20 protein-coding genes are annotated in these 18,494 nt (G+C 72.5%); 19 read left to right on the top strand and 1 reads right to left on the bottom strand.

All coding sequences use genetic code 11. The annotated features are described in order from the left end of the window. From BN2279_RS29195 to BN2279_RS08270, 10 genes are all read left to right on the top strand, one after another. Complete coding sequence (locus tag BN2279_RS29195; RefSeq protein WP_234347615.1) at positions 1-174, top strand: hypothetical protein; 174 nt, start codon at positions 1-3, stop codon at positions 172-174. A gap of 145 nt (positions 175-319) precedes the next feature. Then, complete coding sequence (locus tag BN2279_RS08300) at positions 320-1,393, top strand: tetratricopeptide repeat protein (protein ID WP_159037133.1); 1,074 nt, start codon at positions 320-322, stop codon at positions 1,391-1,393. A gap of 271 nt (positions 1,394-1,664) precedes the next feature. Next, positions 1,665-1,832: a hypothetical protein gene (locus BN2279_RS29190; protein ID WP_159037132.1), complete on the top strand. Its 168-nt coding sequence runs from the start codon at positions 1,665-1,667 to the stop codon at positions 1,830-1,832. Between the two features lie 34 nt (positions 1,833-1,866). Then, complete coding sequence (locus tag BN2279_RS08295) at positions 1,867-2,340, top strand: ATP-binding protein (RefSeq protein ID WP_059007966.1); 474 nt, start codon at positions 1,867-1,869, stop codon at positions 2,338-2,340. A gap of 383 nt (positions 2,341-2,723) precedes the next feature. Then, complete coding sequence (locus BN2279_RS08285; protein ID WP_159037131.1) at positions 2,724-3,149, top strand: hypothetical protein; 426 nt, start codon at positions 2,724-2,726, stop codon at positions 3,147-3,149. Between the two features lie 42 nt (positions 3,150-3,191). After that, positions 3,192-4,103: a hypothetical protein gene (locus BN2279_RS08280; protein WP_159037130.1), complete on the top strand. Its 912-nt coding sequence runs from the start codon at positions 3,192-3,194 to the stop codon at positions 4,101-4,103. A gap of 270 nt (positions 4,104-4,373) precedes the next feature. Then, positions 4,374-4,736 carry a hypothetical protein gene (locus BN2279_RS08275; RefSeq protein ID WP_059007959.1) on the top strand — a complete coding sequence of 121 codons (363 nt, stop codon included), beginning with the start codon at positions 4,374-4,376 and terminating at the stop codon, positions 4,734-4,736. 432 nt (positions 4,737-5,168) lie between these two features. Then, positions 5,169-5,606 carry a hypothetical protein gene (locus tag BN2279_RS29185; protein ID WP_159037129.1) on the top strand — a complete coding sequence of 146 codons (438 nt, stop codon included), beginning with the start codon at positions 5,169-5,171 and terminating at the stop codon, positions 5,604-5,606. Between the two features lie 23 nt (positions 5,607-5,629). Beyond that, the gene (locus BN2279_RS29180; RefSeq protein WP_159037128.1) at positions 5,630-5,800 is read left to right on the top strand and encodes a hypothetical protein; all 171 of its coding nucleotides are present in this window, start codon (positions 5,630-5,632) and stop codon (positions 5,798-5,800) included. Beyond that, positions 5,797-6,477 (top strand): hypothetical protein, encoded by a 681-nt coding sequence (locus BN2279_RS08270; RefSeq protein WP_159037127.1) that lies wholly within the window; start codon positions 5,797-5,799, stop codon positions 6,475-6,477. Before BN2279_RS29180 ends, BN2279_RS08270 begins: the two co-directional genes overlap by 4 nt. A 346-nt stretch (positions 6,478-6,823) precedes the next feature. On the opposite strand, the gene BN2279_RS08265 is transcribed toward BN2279_RS08270, so the two are convergent. Continuing rightward, positions 6,824-7,447 carry a hypothetical protein gene (locus tag BN2279_RS08265; protein WP_059007955.1) on the bottom strand — a complete coding sequence of 208 codons (624 nt, stop codon included), beginning with the start codon at positions 7,445-7,447 and terminating at the stop codon, positions 6,824-6,826. Positions 7,448-8,412: 965 nt separating this feature from the next. Here BN2279_RS08265 and BN2279_RS08260 point away from each other — a divergent pair. The 9 genes from BN2279_RS08260 to BN2279_RS30970 all read left to right on the top strand — a co-directional run bounded on the left by BN2279_RS08260 (position 8,413) and on the right by BN2279_RS30970 (position 18,463). Further along, positions 8,413-10,695: an ATP-binding protein gene (locus BN2279_RS08260; protein WP_079031980.1), complete on the top strand. Its 2,283-nt coding sequence runs from the start codon at positions 8,413-8,415 to the stop codon at positions 10,693-10,695. 216 nt (positions 10,696-10,911) lie between these two features. Further along, on the top strand, positions 10,912-11,907 hold the full coding sequence (locus BN2279_RS08255) for a restriction endonuclease (protein ID WP_059007951.1): 996 nt from the start codon (positions 10,912-10,914) through the stop codon (positions 11,905-11,907). A gap of 86 nt (positions 11,908-11,993) precedes the next feature. Beyond that, a complete protein-coding gene (locus BN2279_RS29815; protein WP_199827669.1) occupies positions 11,994-12,632 on the top strand; it encodes a hypothetical protein in 639 nt (212 codons plus the stop codon). Continuing rightward, a complete protein-coding gene (locus BN2279_RS30430) occupies positions 12,626-13,648 on the top strand; it encodes a hypothetical protein (RefSeq protein ID WP_059007949.1) in 1,023 nt (340 codons plus the stop codon). The genes BN2279_RS29815 and BN2279_RS30430 overlap by 7 nt, the downstream gene beginning before the upstream one ends. A 43-nt stretch (positions 13,649-13,691) precedes the next feature. Further along, complete coding sequence (locus BN2279_RS08240) at positions 13,692-14,384, top strand: SAF domain-containing protein (protein ID WP_104530967.1); 693 nt, start codon at positions 13,692-13,694, stop codon at positions 14,382-14,384. Continuing rightward, positions 14,381-15,220 carry a P-loop NTPase family protein gene (locus BN2279_RS08235; protein WP_159037126.1) on the top strand — a complete coding sequence of 280 codons (840 nt, stop codon included), beginning with the start codon at positions 14,381-14,383 and terminating at the stop codon, positions 15,218-15,220. The genes BN2279_RS08240 and BN2279_RS08235 overlap by 4 nt, the downstream gene beginning before the upstream one ends. After that, complete coding sequence (locus BN2279_RS08230; RefSeq protein ID WP_324612828.1) at positions 15,217-16,686, top strand: TadA family conjugal transfer-associated ATPase; 1,470 nt, start codon at positions 15,217-15,219, stop codon at positions 16,684-16,686. Before BN2279_RS08235 ends, BN2279_RS08230 begins: the two co-directional genes overlap by 4 nt. Further along, positions 16,683-17,555, top strand: coding sequence for a type II secretion system F family protein (locus BN2279_RS08225; protein WP_059007940.1), 873 nt, complete (start codon positions 16,683-16,685; stop codon positions 17,553-17,555). Before BN2279_RS08230 ends, BN2279_RS08225 begins: the two co-directional genes overlap by 4 nt. Beyond that, positions 17,552-18,463 (top strand): type II secretion system F family protein, encoded by a 912-nt coding sequence (locus BN2279_RS30970; RefSeq protein WP_159037125.1) that lies wholly within the window; start codon positions 17,552-17,554, stop codon positions 18,461-18,463. The genes BN2279_RS08225 and BN2279_RS30970 overlap by 4 nt, the downstream gene beginning before the upstream one ends. Positions 18,464-18,494 lie beyond the last annotated feature (31 nt).

Below are 18,494 nucleotides of genomic sequence, written 5' to 3'. Positions count from 1 at the left end.
GTGGCGGTAGCCGCTGTGCTGGCCGGGCTCGTGATGGCCGGCGGGCTGGCGGCGGCATGCCCGAACAGCGGCGACGCCCGGGTCCGCGCCCCCGCCCTGCCGCCCGGCAGCCGCCCGTGCGACCCAGGCCCGGCCGCGTACCTCTACGCCTCGCCCGTGTCGTGGGGCGCGTGATGCCGCCTCACCACGTGCGGGTCGCCGGCCGCCAGCGGCACGTCCCGGCCCGGGGTCCGTGTCGTCCTCCGGGGGTTCCGGCGGCCTCCTCCCTTTTCCCTTCGTTCCCGCGGGCTGTTGCGCGGGGTGTGTGGAGTTGTCGAAAGTGACTGAATCCCTGGCCACGCCGATGTGCGTGGTGCCGTGGCGGGCCCAGGAGGTGTATCAGCGGCTGGGTGTGCTGCCCGACGGTGTGTGGGACCGGTGGGACGTCGCGGCGGTGTGCGGGCGGTATGTCCAGGACACCGGCCGGCTGCTGGAGCGGCTGGCCGGGGCGGGGCTGGTCGCGCAGTCCGGGGAGGTGTACGCGATCCCGCTCGGGTTGCGGGGGCACGCCCGGGACTGGGCGGGGAAGCTGCCGCCCGGGGAGCGGGAGGTGGTGCTGCGGCGGTGGCTGGACTGGCTGCTGATGAACGCGACAGCGGCGCAACACCGGCTGTCGCCGGAGCCGGAGGTGTTTGGTCTACCGCGGGAGTACCGGCATGTGCCGCCGGTCGAGCCGCGGATCGGCACGCCGTGGTCGGCGACGGTGTGGCTGGCGGCACACCGTGCGGCGCTGGCCGATGCGGTCCACGCGGCGCACGCCGCCGGGCTGCCGCAGGTGGTGTGGCAACTGGTCGACGCCTTGGGGCCGCTGGCGCTGTCCTGGGCGGAGCCGGAAGTGTGGGCGCAGATCCACGACTTGGCCGTGGAGGCGGCCGGGGCGTGCGGGCAGCAGCGGGCGGCACGGGTGCTGCTGGTGCGGCGCGGTATCGGCCTCGCGGCCACCGACCACCCCCCGGCGCCGACGCTGCCCGCGCCTCACGGCGCCCCCGACCTGGACGTGATGGCGGGGCTGGAGGACCTGCACGAGGCGCTGGACCAGGCGCGCGCCGCGCGGGACGTGCCGGTCCAGGCCGCGGCCCTGCGCGGGCTGGGCCTGGCCTACCAACAGGCTGGCGAAGCCAATGAGGCCGCCCGGTTCTTCCGCCGCGCGGTGGCGCTGTGGGAGCAGGACCCGCATCAGCCGCAGGCCCGCGACATGAAGGCGTGGGCGTGGGCCGCGGCCCGGACCCGCGCAGACCTGGGCATCGCGCTGCTGACCGCTGGCGCCAAGGAGGATGCCCTGGCGGAACTGGGCCAGGCGTGCCCGGCGTTTGGCGGGCCGGTGATCTGCGGGGCGAGGCTACGGCGCTGGTGACCCTGGCGTTTGCCCTGTCCTGGGCAGACAAGCGGGAGCTGTCCGATGACGCACTGGCGCGGGCGAAGCGACGGTTCTCCGAACTCGGGGACGCCTCCGCTTTCACTCACTGCGCGGGTCTGGGGCGTGCCTTGCGGGCTGCCCCGGGGAGTACGGAAGCGGCACGGGCCTGGCTGAGCACGCGGTCGCTGTCTGCCGCTACCCGCGTCCTGTGACCCGCCCCTTGTATTGCCGGACGTCCCCGAACTTTGTGTTGACTGGAGAGTTGCGCATGCTGACTGTGCCCGAGGCGATCACCTGGCTGGACGCGGATTCCCGCCGCGTCCTGGAGGCGGTGAGTGTTCTGCATTCCCCGTGGGACCGCACGGACATGGAGGTGGGGGCCGGGGATGGTGCGTGGCGGTCGCTGCACTGCCTGGAGGGGGGCTGTCTCTTTTAGACCTCTCCGAAACCACGGGGCCAGCAGGAGCGAGATGACGATGGGCCACACCACAGCAGCCCCCGCCCGGCGGCACGTACCCCGTACCAGCCCCCTTCCCAGCAGCATCACCCTGGAGTTCCCGCCGGAGCCGCACCGCGTGAAGCAGGCGCGTCACCTGGGCGTCGCGGCGCTCAGGGAGTGGGGGCTGGGGCGTTTGGTCGACACGGTGGAGATGCTGATCAGCGAACTGGTCACGAACGCCGTCCGGCACGGGCAGGGCGAGCAGGTCGGGGTGCTGCTCGCCTACGGCGACGGCGAGTTGTTCCTCGCGGTGGACGACGGGACTCCCTCGCGGGCGTACGTCAGACAGGTGGGCCCGGAAGCGGAGGGCGGGCGGGGGATGGTCATCGTCCAGGCGCTGTCCGGCTCCTGGGGGACGGACGGACCACGCACCTGGTGCACGGTCCCCGTGCCGGACGCGACCGATCCCCGCGCTCAGCGCGGTACGGATCCCGCCGGAGCGTGACCGCGACAACGAACGCCCGGCCGTCTCCTTGAACAGGCCGCCGGAACGGTGCCCCGCCTGCCCCGGAGGAGGGCCGGATACCGAAGTCGAGCCCCCGGGGCCCCTCGTCTTCCCTCTCTTTCCGTGCGGTGTCGCGTCCCGCACGGCCTTCTTTCCTACGTTGCTGATTGGGAGTACGTCATCTTTCCCCCGACGATGTTTTCCGCGCGTGGTGGCCCGGCGGCGCCGGGCAGGCGCCCGCGTCGCGCGGCGCGCCTGGCTCTGCTGAGCGGGTCCGTGCTGATGGTGCTGTATGTGGTGTGCGGCGTGCTGGTTCTGGCTTTCGCCGCTGTCGGGCGGGTGATGCACCCGTGACGACTCCACCCACAACGGCCGTTGCAGTGTTGACTGGGCGACGCGCGTATGCCGAGGTACTGGCGCTGCTGGCGGTGGGCGCCGGCCCGCCGGCGTTCTCCTCGGCCATCCACCTGGCCGAACTGCACGGTGCGCGGCCCGGGGAGTGGACCGGCACCGTTGGCACGGTGCTGGGCCTGGCCGCGCCGCTGGCCGCCGTGGTGTGGCTGCTGGCGCTGGTGTGGCGGCGCAGCGGCGGTCCGGGCCGTGCCGCGAGTGCGGGGATCGCGCTGGCCGCGGGCGCCGGGGCGCTGACGGCGGACACGGTCCTTGAGGGCAGCAGCCTGGGCCGGGGCCTGGACGCGGCGGCGACGGCGCTGCTGTTGTTCGGGCTGGCCGCCGAGGTGTTGCTGCGGCGCGGTGTCGATCTGGACCAGCCCGGCACCAGCCCGGACCTGTGTCTTATACGCCTCTGACGCTGCCGCCGACGAGGGTTGCGGCGGGGGATGCTGCCGGAGGTGATCCGTGAGGCGGCCGGCGCGGGCGAGTACCTGCTCGCGGCGCGTCTGGCGGAGGCGGCCGGGCCGCCGCTGCTGGAGTACTGGCGGGACTACTCCGTCTGGACGGGGTTGTTCGAGCTGGGGCTCGAACAGGCCCGCGCTGCCGGTGATACCGAGGGGGCGCAGGTCCTCGCGCTGGGCCTGGGTGCCGCGCTGGCCGGGGCCGGCCACACCGAACGGTCGCTTGGCGTGCTGATGCGGGCCCGCTGCGGGCATGACGGGCGGGAGCGCGCCGCGGCGGAAGCGGCCGGGCGGCCGGGGCTGTTGCGCGCGCCGCGGTTGCGGGTGCGGGCTCTGGCTGTGACCGGCCGCGCGTTCCGCACCACTGACCCCGGGCTGGCGGTGGACCTGTCGGTCACGGCAGTACGGCTGGCGGACAACGGTGGTGGTCCGCGTGATGCGGCGCGGGTGCGGGTGGAGGCCGGGCTGAGTGCGCTCGCCGCCGGCGACGCGGATAAGGCGGTGGTGTGGCTGACCCGGGCCCGTGCCGGGCTGGCTCATCAGGGGGGCGGTCCGGCGGCGGCGTGGGCGCTGGCCCACCTCGGTTACGCCCGTGCCGTCAGCGGATTCCGCCGCGAGGGCGACGTCCTCCTCCGGGAAGCGGAGCAGGAGTTCACCTCCCTGCACCATCCGTGGGGCCGGATCGCGTGCCGGGCGGTGCGCGGTGCCGCGGCTGCCGCTGCCGGGCACCCGGGTGTAGCGCGGCAGCGGCTGACCGAGGCCCTGCGGCTGCGCCGGGACACGACCCTGCCCGGCTACGAACAGCTCCACGACGCCCTCACCGCCCTGCGCGCCCACGGTGAACAGGCCGTCACCGGGAAGACCGTTACCGGCGGCCTGTTCCCGCTGCCCGCGTGTGAGCAGTGGTGACCGCGCACGGCGCGCCCGGCGGGGCGGCCAATGAGGTCGGTGGTCACGCGGCCATCGGCGCGGTGGTGCAGGCCGGGGCCATCCATGGCGATGTCCACCTGCACCCGGCGCCGCGGGCGCGTTCGGTGCCCAGGCAGCTCGATGCGCCGCCGGTGCCGTGGGTGGACCGCGACAGTGCCCTGGCGGAGCTGGAACGGGTGCGTGCCGCCCGCCACGCGGCGGGTGTGCGGTGTCTGGTGATGGTGCACGGTCCGGCCGGCAGCGGGAAGAGTGGTCTGGTGGCCCGCTGGCTGGGCGGGATCGCCGGCCACTATCCCGACGGTCAGCTCGCCGCTGCGCGAAGCGCTCAGCATCCGCACCGGCATCGGCTACCGGCGCGGCGCGGCCCTGACCGGCATCCTGCTGGGCCAGGTCGCCGAAGCGAACAAGGACTGGCTCAACGCCCGCCTGTACTACCGGCAGGCCCGGACCGAACTGCTCGGTGTGGGTGATGCCCACGACGCCGCCCGCCAGGGAAACCCGGACGGGGCGATCGAACTGCTGCGCCAGGCCCTGGCCTGCCACACCGCCAGCGCCACCGACACCACCCGCGTCGAACAACAGATCCGAGACCTGGGCGGGCCCACTCCCTGACCCCGGCGCCGAACCCCCCACCGCACCGAGGAGGAACTGTTGTGTCCGCACACCGCACCGCGAGCGGCCTGCCCGACCACCACCCCCTTGCGCGCCGCCCCCACGTCCCGGCGGTCCGCTGCCCGCGCGCACCCACCGCGCTGAACAGCCCGCCCGCGGACTTCCCGCCCAGGACACGCGGCCCCCTTCTCCCCGAGGGGGGTCCCCGGCGGGGCCCTTCCTCCCGGGTCCCGTCCGTGGGGCCCCGGCCGGCACGCATCCCGCCCCGGTCGGCCGAACGCGCTCCGGCCGCCCGGCTGGACGCGGATGCCGGTGAGCCAACCGGCCTTTCCTCCATGCTCCCGTCCGGGATCCAGGGGAGCCCCGCCCGGCGGGGCGATCCCGGGCGGGCCCCCTTTCCCGTGTCCGTTCCAGGAGCGACCGAAGGCGACCATGAGTGCCACCCCCACACCCGCCGTCCCCCAGGACGTCCTCGCCGAGCTGCGGAGCGCCGGCTATGCGCCGGCCGGGCCGTTCCCGGGCGCGTCCAGGCCGTGGGACGTCCGCTGCCTGGTGTGCGGAGGGCTGCGGAGGGTGGTGCTGTCCCAGATACGTGCCGGGAAGCGGCGCTGCCGCCACCGCGCACGCCCGCCCCGGCCGCCGGTCAGCCACGGACAGGCCGTCAAAGAACTCAAGGCCGCAGGCTTCCGGCATCTGGAGCCCTACCCGGGCAACGTCACCGTGCCCTGGCGGGTCCGCTGCACCAGCCCCGGCTGCCCCGCCGGGGAACGGAACATCCCCCTGACCGAGATCCGGCGCGGTACTCGCTGCGCCCACCGCCCCAGACCCCCCGCTCTTATACCCCTCTGTCGCGCCCGACCAAGAGCCTAACCCCGGACCAGGCCGCCGAGGAGATGCGCCGAGCCGGGCTGGAACCTTGCGACCCCTACCCGGGCAACGTCACCGCGCCCTGGCGCTCCCGCTGCACCCAGCCCGGCTGCCGCCGGAGGCGCCTGACCTCCCTGGCCGCCGTACGCCACGGCACGCGGTGCGGCCACCAGCACCCCGACCAGTGGACGGCATGACCGCCCCGCACAGCACCGGCCAGGCGGCGGACCCCGGAGAACTCCTCGTCCCCTATGTCACCCGCTGGAGCGAGGAACTGGCGCCGTGGGACACCCAGTTGGCCGTGCGTGCCGACGGCAGCGGTCTGTGCTGGCGCGACGAGGTCCCCCAGGACCGCGACGACCGCGGAGTGCTGTGGGGACGCCTCCAGCCCGGCCAGGGCCAGGGCCGGCCGGAGTTCGCGATGCTGCATCCCCGGCGGCAACGCGAGGCCATGCGGCAGATGCTGTGCCAGGTCTGCGCCCGGCCCGCCAGCCGCACCTCCCGCGGCCACCTGTTCCTGATGAGCCAGGAGTCCGCCGGGCAGCTCGCCCACACCGGCGACCTGTACAGCCAGCCGCCGCTGTGCCTGCCCTGCGCGGCTACCGCCCGCGACCGCTGCCCCCACCTGCGCGGCAGCACCGTCGCGATCCGGGCCAAGAAGATCTGCCCCCGCGGCGTCGAGGGCGTTCTCTACGCGCCCCGCCGGCACGGCGACACCCCCCGGCCGATCCCCGGCAGCGGACAGTACTACCCCTACGGCGATGTACGCCGCATGCGCTGGGTCCTCGCCTCCCAGCTCGTCGTCCAGCTCGACCGCGTCACGATCACCGACCTCGACGACGAGTTGACGCACGCGGGTGTCCCGTCCCGCTGAACCCGGAACGCCGCGCTCCGGCGGGCGGATCACGGCTCACCCTCTCGTCGTGTCGTTGCCCCTGCCCGGTGAACGGGAGGGCGGGAAGCAAGTCAGGCAGAGCGGCCAGCGTGCGGAGCAACACGGCCGCATCCGGCACCGGTCCGGCAGGGCGGGTCGCGCTGGCGCGGCTGAGGTAGGCCGCGTGACAGCCCGCGTCCAGCGCTCCGCGACATCCGAGTCGAGCGTGTCCCCGACGTGCAGCAGCTCGTGCGGAGCCAGCCCGGCGATGGTCTCGGCGGCGGCGAACGCCGCCCGCTCGGGTTCGACCGCTCCGGAGTCGGCCGAGGAGACGACCGCGTCGAGGTCAGGCGGTGCTGGTCTGGCTGTCAAGGGTCCAGTGGAGGTTGTCGTCGTTGGGCACCCAGGTGTTGCCTGGGCCCAGGTACAGGTCGACTTCGCTGGGCTGGCTGACGTCGGAGATCAGAAGGGTTGTGCACTGGGTGATCTCTGCGCCGACGGGGAGTTCGGCCAGAGGATCGGCGCCGTCCTCGGGGCAGCCGCCTTCCAGGTCCAGCGCAGTGACGCTCAGGACGGGAGTGGCCGGTTCGCCGTCGGCGGTGAATACGGTGAGGGTGGCGCCGATGTAGCTGTAGGGGAGGGGGTCGCCGCTGAGGTGGCGGACCCGTACGTGGACGGACGCCGGCCGGAGGTCTGCGATGTCCTCCGGGTCGAAGAACCCTTCGAGCTGGTCATGCTGTCCGACCTCGACGCGTTCGACCGTCAGTTCCACCATGGCCTGGGCCTCGTCGACTTTGTAAGCGACCGGGTCGCTCGTCTCGCCCAGCATGTAGGTCAGCGTCTGGTCTTCAGCCGGTTGGGACGGGGTCTCGTTCCCGGTGTTCTGCTGAGCCGGCTCCGGGCCGGTCTCGTGGGCGCTGTCGCCCGAGGTGTCCGTCGAGCCGCAGGCTGCCAGGAGGCTTGCCAGCATGGCAGTAGTGGCCCCTGTTAACAGGTGGATTCTCCTGTGCGCCATGTCACCCTTTCCTGTTCCGTGGTAGTGCGGTGATCAGACAGCACCCTACGCATCTCGGCAGCGGTGAAAGAGACCGATCGCGCCTCCAGAACTGTCGTTTCCCGTGTTTCCCGCGTTACCCGACAGGGCAACGGTGGTCATGGCGCCGGTAGATGACGAAGGTTGTATTCGCGAGGTTTAGGGGAACCGGCCGGTCTGCGGTCCAGACCTCGGGGAAGGCCAGCAGCCGGAACGGCTGCTCACGTCGAGGTGCTGTCTTTCGGGGGCCGTTCGGCAGGCAGGAACTGCCCTCGACAGGCTGGCGATCATGGCGACCGCGCAACGCCGCCGAAGACACTGGCGGGCATGGGTATACCCGGGTGCGATATTCCCTCGCGGGAATCGGCTGCATGGCCCCGCGAGCCTAGGCGAGTGTCCCGGCTGAAGTTTCCTATTCAACGACGAGCTGCTGCTTTCTTTCCCTGGCGGGTCGACTGAGCGGGCTCGACGGCTGCGTGACGCCGTTTGTGGATCAAGGGATCCGGGTGGGGAGGTCCGCGAGCGGCTGCCGTCGGCCAGTCCAGCGGGGCGGCTTCCGAGTTCGTGCCGCGCCGGGTGCTCCGGACGGACGCTGGTGGACGGATTCGACCTCGGGGGCGGGGTCGGTAACTGCAGCACCGGCCGGGAGCAGCCGTTCACTGGCGAGGGCGCCAAGCCCACTGCCGGGATTCAGAGAAGCGCGGATTTCATGTGCGAGTCGTGGAGCCGGTCCCGTAATCTCCCGTGTCTCATAGGGGAGTAGTCATATGCTTCAGACACGTTCAGGATAGTGGCCGGCGGGGGCCGGGGGACGTTGGACGGGGCGCGCTATGGCCGTTGCTCCGCTGCCCTGGTTGCTGATCGCGACTGCGGGCCACGGATGAAGCGGGGATGCGGAGCGGATGCGGGTTTCCAGTTCGGGGGAGTTGTCGTTGTTCGGACAGTTATTACGCCGGTGGCGGGAGGAACGGGGCCTGTCGTTGCGGCAGTTGGCCGCGCAGGTGAACTACAGCCCTGGGTGGCTGAGCAAGATCGAGACGGGTGCGGGGGAGCCGACCGTCGAGCTGGCGCGTGCGTGTGACAAGGCACTGGACGCGGGTGGCGACCTGATCGCGCTGGCGCAGGCGCGCGCGCAGGGTATCGGCCGGGACGGAGTGCCGCAGCCGGTGCAGGTGCCGCCTGGCGCCGGGGCGGGCTTCGTGGGCCGCGAGCCGGAACTGGCAGCGCTGGACGGGTTACTGGAAGCGGCGCGGAGCGCGGGCACGGTGATGACCGTGGCCATCGACGGGCCCCCGGGCGTGGGCAAGACCGCGCTGGCCATCCGCTGGGCCCACCGTGTGGCCGGACAGTTCCCCGATGGGGTGCTCTTCACGGACCTTCACGGATTCGCGCCCCAGGCCAGGCGGACCGAGCCGGCGCATGTGCTGGAGGGGTTCCTGGCGGCGCTGGGCGTTCCGGCGGACGCGATCCCGCCGGACACCGAGCAGCGCGCGGCGATGATGCGCAGCATCGTGGCCGGCCGCCGGGTGCTGGTCGTGGCGGACAACGCCGCCGACAGCGCGCAGGTGGAGCCGCTGGTGCTCGGAGCGGCCGGCTGCGCGGTACTCGTCACCAGCCGTCGGCGGCTGACCGGTCTGGCCCTTCGGCACGGTGCGGCCCAGGTCGCCCTGGGCCCGATGCCGCCGCCGGACTCGGTCGCGCTGGTGACGGCGGTGATCGGGGAACGGGCAGCGGCAGAACCTGAAGCGGGGCGCCTGCTGACCCAGCGCTGCGCGCATCTGCCGCTGGCGCTGCGCATCGCCGCCGAACGGGGGGCCGCCCGCCCGCGTCACCGCGTCGCGGAACTGGCCGCGGACCTGACGGCGGACGCGCAGCGGCTGGATGTACTGGAGGCGGGGGAGGACGACTCCCTGGCCGTGCAGGCCGCCTTCTCCTGGTCCTACCGCCAGATCGACAGGGCATCGGCCCGGATGTACCGCCTGCTGGGTCTCCACCCCGGGCCGCGTATCGGCGTCCGGGCGGCGGCGGCACTGGCCGGGCTGCCGGTGGCGCAGACACGCCGGCTGATGCAGCGGCTGGAGAGCGTGCACCTGGTGGAGGCTTCTGTGCCCGACGCCTGGAGCATGCACGACCTGCTGCGCCTGTATGCCGCCCGCCAGGCGCACGAGGAGGAACTGGGTCCCGAACGCGAGGCGGCGGTGCGGCGGCTGACCGAGTGGTACCTGCTCACCGCCGATGCCGCGCACCGGGCGCTGGCCCCGCACTGGCACCTCCCACCCCTGGACCAGGCGTCGGCGGCCGAGCCGACGGTGACCCCGGTGACCTTTTCCGGCGCCGCCGTGGCGCGGCAGTGGTTCGACACCGAGATGGACGCGTTCGCCGCGGTGATCCGGCTGGCGGGCGAACACGGGCTGCGCGCCGCCTGGGAACTGCCGGTGCGGCTGTGGGCCTGGCTGGAGCAGCGCAAGGCGTGGGCGGTGTGGCGCGTCACCCATGAAGCCGGGCTGCGCGCGGCGCGTGCCGCGGGTGAGCGGGAGGCCGAGGCGTGGATCGCGGGAAACCTCGCCCACGCCTACCGTCAACTCGGTGAGGACGCACAGGCCAAGTCCCTGTTCGAGCGGGCGCGGGCCATCCAGGAAGAGGCCGGCTACGAGCACGGCCTGGCGTTCGCGCTGATCGGGCTGGGATGCCTGGACATTGAGCAGGGACGGGCCGACCAGGGGTGCCGGCACGTTGCCCGTGCTCTGGAGTGCTTTGAGCGTCGTGGTGACCGGTTCGGGCAGGCACTGGCCTGGGCCGGATTGGGTGAGTCCTATGGCCGGCTGCACCAGTTCGCAGAAGCAGAACGGTACTTGGGGAAGGCGCTGGACAGCTTCACCGTGCTGGACGACCACTACGGACAGGGCTACGCCCTCCTGTTGTGGGCAACGCTGGCGCACAACAGCGGGGACACGGCCGGGGCTTCGGCGTTCGTCGAGCGAGCCCTGGCTGCCCGCCGTGCCGCCGCGGACACCTGGGGAGAGGCCGAGGCCCTCGAACAGCAGGGCCAGTTCGCTCTGGCTGCGGGACGGCATCAGGACGCACAGGCGGCGTGGCGCATGGCCCTGACACTGTACGAGAGGCTGGGCGATCCGCGGGCCGCGAAGGTCCGTCAGCGGCTCCGCTCCCTGCGGGAGAGCCGGTAGCAGCCGTGCGGATGCGCGGGCCGCGTCGCGTCCGGTCACCCTGATCATCACACAGGCCCGCTGAGACCCCGGCGCTCCGGGCCAGGTGCTCGACACCCCGTCATGGCGCCTACGGCTGAGCCGAATTAGCGCAGTAATTGCCTGATAGCCCATCGGATAATCTGTCCGGAGCCCGCACGCGCTCCGTGAACTACGCGGGACAGGTAATCTCCTGCCGTGATCATCGACCGCACGGCACGGGTGGTGCCGACCAAGTTCCGGGACAAGATGCTGCGTGAGTGGATGGGGGACTGGATCGGCAAAGCCGGTCCAGACGAATTGCTTGCGAGCTTCCTCTGGTGCCTGGAAGGGTATGCCGCGCGCTCTATATGCCAGGACGCCGCAAGACTGGAAAAGAAGGCATCCCTCATGCGAGAGAAGGGCAGCGGGCGCCTCGCGTCGATCAGAGAAGGCCATCCCCTGCCCTACGCCGCAGCCGAGTGCCTTGCCGCTGGCGAGAAAGCTGTCGCCAGGACAGGTGCCGCCGCAGAGAAAATTCGCAGCCTCTGCAAGGATCTTGACGTCCTCTTCCGCAGTCTTCAGGACGAGTTCGGCTCGGATCTGGTCGAGACCCGGCACGGCGAAGCAGGCGGATACATATCGCCGCTCGATGAGATGATGCAGAAGTGGGATCAGGTAATCGATCTTGACCTGGAGATCGAGGAGGCCTGGGAGCAGTTCGCGAGAGATTTCGATGAGGCAGGGTCCCTCCACGGGCGAAGGGAGGAATACATCAAGAATGAGCACAGCTTCCCGCTGGAGAAAATCGACTCATTCGACGCGGGCAACTTCGAGATTTTGATTTCCTGGCTGGCTTTTCGGGACGGGCTGAAGGTCATCAGGGAGAAGGGCGGGGCAGGAGACCTGGGAGCAGATGTCATCGCGAAGGTGCCGGACGGGCGGACAGTCGTGTTCCAGTGCAAGCACACACGGGGCGGCCGGGCCGTCGGTTCCGGGGCGTTGCAGAAACTCAACGGGACGGCGCGCCAAGTGCACGGCGCCGACATCGTGGTGATGGTGGCCAGCGGCGGGTACTCGGACCCAGCCGTGGAGTTCGCGCACTCCCAGGAGATCCACCTTGTCGACCGGCAGGCACTGCAACGGTGGGCGGAGTACGGAGACCCGGTGTACTCGGTTCTGGGAGTGCCACCGCCCGCCGCCGGGACGCTCTGAACTGGTGCTGCCGGGCCTGTTTCGGCTGTTTCCCGCGTTGAGCGACCCGGCAACTCTGGCTTTGCCGAGCGCATGCGCCAAGAGTGATGCGGGTGGAGCTGACAAGCGATTTCTTGGACAGCCGACACCGTTTCCGGTTACGGCTGCTGTACGGCGGACTGTGGGGCGTCATGACGGGCGCCGTGCTGCTGCTGGCGTCCTGTAGTGGTGCCTCCTCACCGGCAGGTGACGAATCGCCTGCCGCGGAAAGCCCGACCGAGGCGCCGCCGGGGGAGCCGTCGGAAACCTCCTCTTCCGAGACTGCCCCGACCGTGCTGGCCGCCGCTGCGGCAGTCGAGGCGTACCTGGGAATGTGGCGGGACATGGCCGAGGCCGCGGTGACGTCGGACTGGCAGTCGCCGTCGCTGGCCCGGCACGCGACAGGTGATGCCCTGTCGGCGATCTCCCGGGGCATGTACGCCGACCGTCTCAACGGCCTGGTGACATTGGGCGAGCCGGTGAACGACCCGCAGGTGACGTCGGTCGACCCGCCCAAGGACCCGACGACGGTACTGATCTCCGACTGCGGCGATTCCTCGAACTGGCTGAAGTACGTGGACGAGACGGGCGAGCTTGCGGACGAGGAGCCGGGAGGCCGCCAGGCCATCACCGCGGAAGTGCAGGAACAGCCGGACGGGGCCTGGCGGGTGACAAGGTTCGCGGTCGAGGGAGTCGGCTCATGCTGAGGCGCGCCGCGGCGGTGGCGGGTCTGACGCTTGCGGTGCTGGCAGCCGGCGCGCTGCCGGCCCGCGCCGAGGGCGGCTGGGGGTCGGTGGACTGCGAGCAGAACCCCTACCCGGGCTGTGAACTCGGCGTCGGCGGAGCCCAGGAACAGCCGGCTCCCGGCGACGGGAGCGCCGACCCGGCGCCCGGGGGCAGCGCAGGCACCGGGAGCAGCAACGACTCCGGCGGCGGGGACAACGAGGAGCCGGAGGAACGCGACCCGGACGTGAACCTGGCCGATTGCTCTTACGAACCCAGCGACTACGAGCCTCCGCAAGGAGCGAGCCCGGCGTCCTTCACCGCTCCGGCGCCCGGCGCGGGGCGCGGCGTGCAGCCGGTGGTCCTCGGTTCGAGCCGGCCGGCGGTCCCGGTGGCCGAGCCGGAGCCGGGGGAGGAAGGCGCCTGGTACGTCTACCGCTGCACCGGTGAGGACGGGGTACGCGACGCCTACTACCGGCCCCCCGTGTGGATTCCTGACGCGCCCGGTGAGGCGACCGAGGCGGGACCGACCCCGGCGCAACTGGCTGAGCAGGCCCGTGACCAGTTACGGCTGCCGTCCCCGCGGATCGAGACCAGCCCGGCCGGGGACCAGCTCGTGCGCGTGCCGACCTGGCTGTGGCTGGAGCCGGAAGGCTGGGAGGAGATCTCAGCGACCGCCTCCGTTCCCGGGGTGAGCGTGACGGCGGTCGCAAGTCCGGTCTCGGTGACCTGGGAGATGGGCGATGGCACGGAGGTGGTGTGCGACGGACCCGGCACTGCGTACGAAACCGGCGGGGCACCGGAGCACTCGTCACCTGATTGCGGCCACACCTACACATCCTCCTCGGCCGGGCAGCCCGGTGAGGCCTACGCCGTCTCCGCGCGGGTGAGCTGGACGGTGACGTGGTCCGGGGCGGGCGAGGAGGGCGAGTTCCCGGGGCTGACCACTCAGACCAGCACGTCGTTCCGGGTGCTGGAGAGCCAGGCCCTGACGGAGTGAACCACGAGGACCCGCCGAGCGGACCGAGGAAGTGAGCGCCTCGATGAGCACGAGTACGAGAACGTCGGTGCCGCACGGCAGCGCCATCCCTTCCGGCGCGGCCGGGGGCCGGGAGGGGTCGCGGCTGACCGGGGTCGCCCGGCGCCGGCGGGTGCCCTACCTGGGGGCGGGGGGGCTGCTGGGGGTCGGGTGCGCGGGCGGCGGCGTGCTGGTCGCCACGCAACTAAGTGAACGGCAGGCGGTACTGGTCCTTGCGGAGCCGGTGTCGGCGGGGCAGGAGATCACCGCCGCGGCGGTGCGCGAGGTGAGCATGGCGGTCGACCCGGGCGTGAACATCGTCCGTGCTGACGCGCTGGAGGAGGTGGTCGGCCGGCCGGCCGCCTACAGCCTCCCGGCCGGCACGATCCTCACCCCCCAGGCGCTCGGCGAGCCGGCCGTCCCCCCACCCGGCCAGGCAGTCACCGCGGTACCGCTGGAGGCGGGGCAGTTCCCGCCCGGCCTCCAGCCGGGCAACACCGTCCATGTCGTCCCCCTGACCACCGCAGACACCTCCACCGGTGAACACATACCGGCCGGCACATCGTGGACGGCCGTAGTGACGGCAGTCACGGACAGCGGCGACCGCGAAGACGCCGCGGTCGCCACGCTGCAGATGGACACCGGCGACGCCCAGGCGATGGCCGCCTGGCCGGCCGACGAACTGCGCCTGGTCGTCGTGGCGGGGAGCGATCGATGACAGTGGTGGCGCTGTGTTCACTGAAGGGCTCGCCGGGAGTGACGACGACGGCGGTCGCGCTGGCCGCCGGATGGCCGTCCGGCACGCAGCCGGTGCTGGTGGAGTGCGACCCGGCGGGCCGGGACATCGTGGCCCGCTACCGCCTGGACCTGACCCCCGGACTAGTGACGCTGGCCGCCGCCGGACGGCGTTCGGGCGATGATGCGGGCCTGATCTGGCAGCACACCCAGCGTTTGCCCGGCGGGCTGCCGGTGGTGGCCGGCCCGCCCGCGCCCGGGCAAGCCCGCGCCGCCCTCGTGGAGCTGACATCCGGCCCGAACGGTCCGCTGCTGCGGCGGGCGGTCTCCCGCCCGGGGGTGGTGGTCATCGCCGACTGCGGCCGGGTGGACGCCGATTCACCCGCGCTCGGGGTGGTGCGCGACGCGGACGTGATGCTGCTGGTCGCCGGAGCCGGGGATGACGCCCTCGCACACCTCGCGGTGATGGTGCGCCCAGCGGCCACCTGGTCCCCCCGCCCCAGGCTGGTCCTCGTCGGCGACGGCTACCCCACCGGCGAAGTCACCCAGGCCCTGGGAACCACGGAACTCGGCATCGAGGTGGCCGCCCGCATCCCGCATGACCCCGCCGGGGCAGCCGCATTCGCCGGGAAGCCCGCCCCGCGCTGGGGCCCGGCACGTTCCCGGCGGGGACAGGCCACCGCCGAACTCGCCGCCCGCACCGCCCGGGACGCCCTGATCACCCCGCCACCCTGGCGCTGGCGGGCCTCGCAGACACCACCCGGCGCCCACGACGTTCCCGAGTTCACCGCACCCTCGACGCACCGGATACTGCCATGACCCACACAAAAGGCCCCCAGCCCGGCGAACACCGCGATCCGCGCATCCTGCCCCCGGACGGCGTCTTCCACGCCCCACCACCCGGACCACCGCCCCAGCAACCGGGCATCCACATCCCGGACGCGACCACGATGGCGGGCACCTGGCTGTCCCTTGAGGACACGGCCGAGGGGCTGCGCCGCTACCTGCGCCAGGAACTGGCCACCAAGCTCTCCGAACGGATCCGCGCGGACGAACAGGCCAACCGTCCCCAGCCCACGGCCGAACAGCGCCGGGCCCAGGCCGAGACCATCGCCCAGGACGCCGCCGAAGAGTTCGCCGGCGCGCTCCTGAACAGGGGGCGGCGCATCGTCTCCGAGCAGGACGAGGCCGCGGCCATCGCCCAGGTGCTGGACGAATTCTTCGGAATGGGCGGACTGGAACCACTGCTGCGCAACCCGGCGATCGAGAACATCAACGTCAACGGGCACGACCACGTCTTCGTCCGCTACGCCGACGGCCGACGCGAGCAGGCCCCACCCGTAGCGCGGTCGGACAACGACCTGGTGCGGCTCGTGCGCGCCCTGGCAGCCCGCAGCGGGACGGAAGAGCGGCACTTCGACCGCGGCAGCCCCGGCGTCAGTTTCCAGCTCCCGGGCGGCGAGCGCGCCTTCGCGGTGATGGCTGTCTCCGCCCGCCCGGCGCTGGCCATCCGCCGCCACCGCCACCAGCAGGTCACCCTGCACCGGCTGCGGCAGCTCGGCACGATCGACGACCGGCTCGAAGCCCTGCTGGCAGCCATGGTCCGCGCCCGCAAAAACCTGTTGATCACGGGTGGTACAGGCATGGGCAAAACGACGCTGCTGCGCGCGCTGGCCGCCGAAATCCCCCGCCAGGAGCGGCTGATCACCATCGAGGACACCTTCGAACTCGGCCTGGACGCCGACCGCCGCGCCCATCCGGACGTCGTCGCGCTCCAGGCGCGGGAGGCCAACATCGAAGGCAAAGGGGAGGTGCCGCTGGCAGAACTCGTGCGGTGGGCACTGCGGATGTCCCCAGACCGGGTCATCGTCGGGGAGGTCCGCGGCCCCGAGGTGGTGCCGATGTGCAACGCCATGTCGCAGGGCAACGACGGCTCACTTGGCACCCTGCACGCCAGCACCAGCGCTGGGGCGTTCACCAAGCTCGCCGCCTACGCCGCCCAGTCCGCCGAGCGGCTGCCGATGGAAGCCACCAACCTGCTCGTCGCCTCCGCGATCCACTTCGTGGTCCACCTGGACCGGCCGCGTGCCGCCGGGCACCAGCGGGTCGTCTCCTCCATCCGCGAAGTCGTCGGCGCGGACGAACGACAGGTCATAACCAACGAGATCATGCGCCCGGGCCCCGACCGGCGAGCGGTCACCGGGGTGCCGATGCGGGTGGAGACCCTCGACGAGCTGCGGGCGGCCGGCTTCTCGCCGGGACTGATGGAAAGGCGGCGGCCATGAACACCGCGGCCCCGCTGCTGGGCCTGTGCGGCCTGGGCATCGGCGTGGGCAGCCTCTTCGTGGCCGCTGGCTGGCGCGGGTATTCCGGAATCCGCCAAAGGCCGCCGCGCGGCAGCATGTTCCGGCCCGGTGGCGCCCACCACCGCGCACACGCCCGGCGGTGGGCGTCGGCCGCCGCAGCCGCCGGCCTGGTGGCGCTGGTGCTGACCCGCTGGCCGGTTGCCGGTCCGCTGGCCGCCGCCGCGGTGTGGAACCTGCCCCGCCTGGTCGGTGGTTCGTCCGGCCGGCGGCAGACCGCGCTGATCGAAGCGCCCGCGGGGTGGGCGGAGATGCTGCGCGACCCCCTGGCCGCCGGCGCCGGCCTGGAACAGACCATCACCGCCACCGCCGCCACCGTGCCCGAAGCCATCCGGCCCCACGTCCGCTCCCTGGCCGGCGAGCTGGAAGCCGGGGAGGAACTCGGCCTGACGCTGCGCCGTCTCGCCCAGAAGGTGGCGGACCCCACCGCGGATCTGGTCATCAGCGTGCTGATCATTTCCGCCCGGTATCAGGCCCGCCAGCTCGCTCCCCGCCTGGGTGCCCTGGCCGAGACGGCGCGCTCGCAGGTCGAGATGCGCCGCCGTGTGGCCGCCGCGCAGGCCAGGGTGCGCACCACGGTCCGCATCGTCACCGGCACCACCGCCGTGTTCATCGGCGGCCTGGTGCTGTTCAACCGTGAGTTCCTCACCCCCTACGACTCGGCCGGCGGGCAGGTGATGCTGCTGGTCGTCGCCGCCATCATCGCCGTCGCCCTGGTGTGGCTGGCCCGGCTGACCCGCATCGAACAGCCCGCCCGCTTCCTCACCGTCGAGGGCAGGGAGGCCCGGTGACCTGGCTGGTGGTGATGTCAGCCGGCACCGGTCTCGGGCTGTGGGCACTGGCGGCGTGGCTGTTCCCGCCCCGTCCGGCCCTGACCACCCTCGTCGACACGGTCCGGGCCGACACGCAACGCCGCCGTACGCCTCCCCTCGCCGGGAGCGATGCACCCGTGGCGGGCGGGTGGGGGACACGCCTGGGCCGGCCTTTGATCCCGGTGCTGCGCGCCGCCGGTCTACCGCGCCCAGGGCTGGACCGCGACCTGGCCGTCACCGGCCGGTCCCCCGAGACGCATCTGGCGGATCAGGCCGCCCTCGCGGCGGCCGGGCTCCTGCTGCCCACCACCCTGGCCACCCTGGCGGCCCTCGGCGGCAACCCGCCCGGCGTGCTGATGACCACCGGCACGGCCCTCGTCCTGGCCGTCGCCGGATTTCTCCTGCCCGAGGTGTCCGTGCGGACGGAAGCCGCCCGCCGGCGAGCGGCGTTCCGGCACGTGCTCAGCGCCTACGTCGACATCGTGCACATCCTGCTCGCCGGGGGCTCCGGCGTCATCGGTGCCCTTCACGACGCCGCCGACCTCGGTGACGACTGGGCCTTCCGGCACCTGCGCCGCGCCCTGCACACCGCCGAGGCCACCCGCGTCTCCCCGTGGGAGACCCTCGGCCGGCTCGGCGGCGAACTCGGCGTCCGCGAGCTGTCCGAACTCGCCGCGGCCCTGTCGCTGGCCGGCACCGAAGGCGCCAGAATCCGCGCCTCCCTCGCGGCGAAAGCCACCGCCCTGCGCACCCAGGCCACCGCCGAGGCCGAAGCTGCCGCCACCGCCGCCAACGAACGCACCGCCTTCCCCACCTCCCTGATGGCGCTGGGCTTCGTGCTGTTCATCGTCTACGCCGCCATGGCCCACGTCACCGGCTCGCTGTAGAAACCACCCCTGCTGAGAGAGGGAGAACCTC

The organism is Streptomyces specialis, from assembly GCF_001493375.1.
Taxonomy (GTDB): Bacteria; Actinomycetota; Actinomycetes; order Streptomycetales; family Streptomycetaceae; genus Streptomyces; species Streptomyces specialis.
Note: the sequence above shows the minus strand (reverse complement) of the source record. Positions and strands in the feature narration are given on the sequence as shown.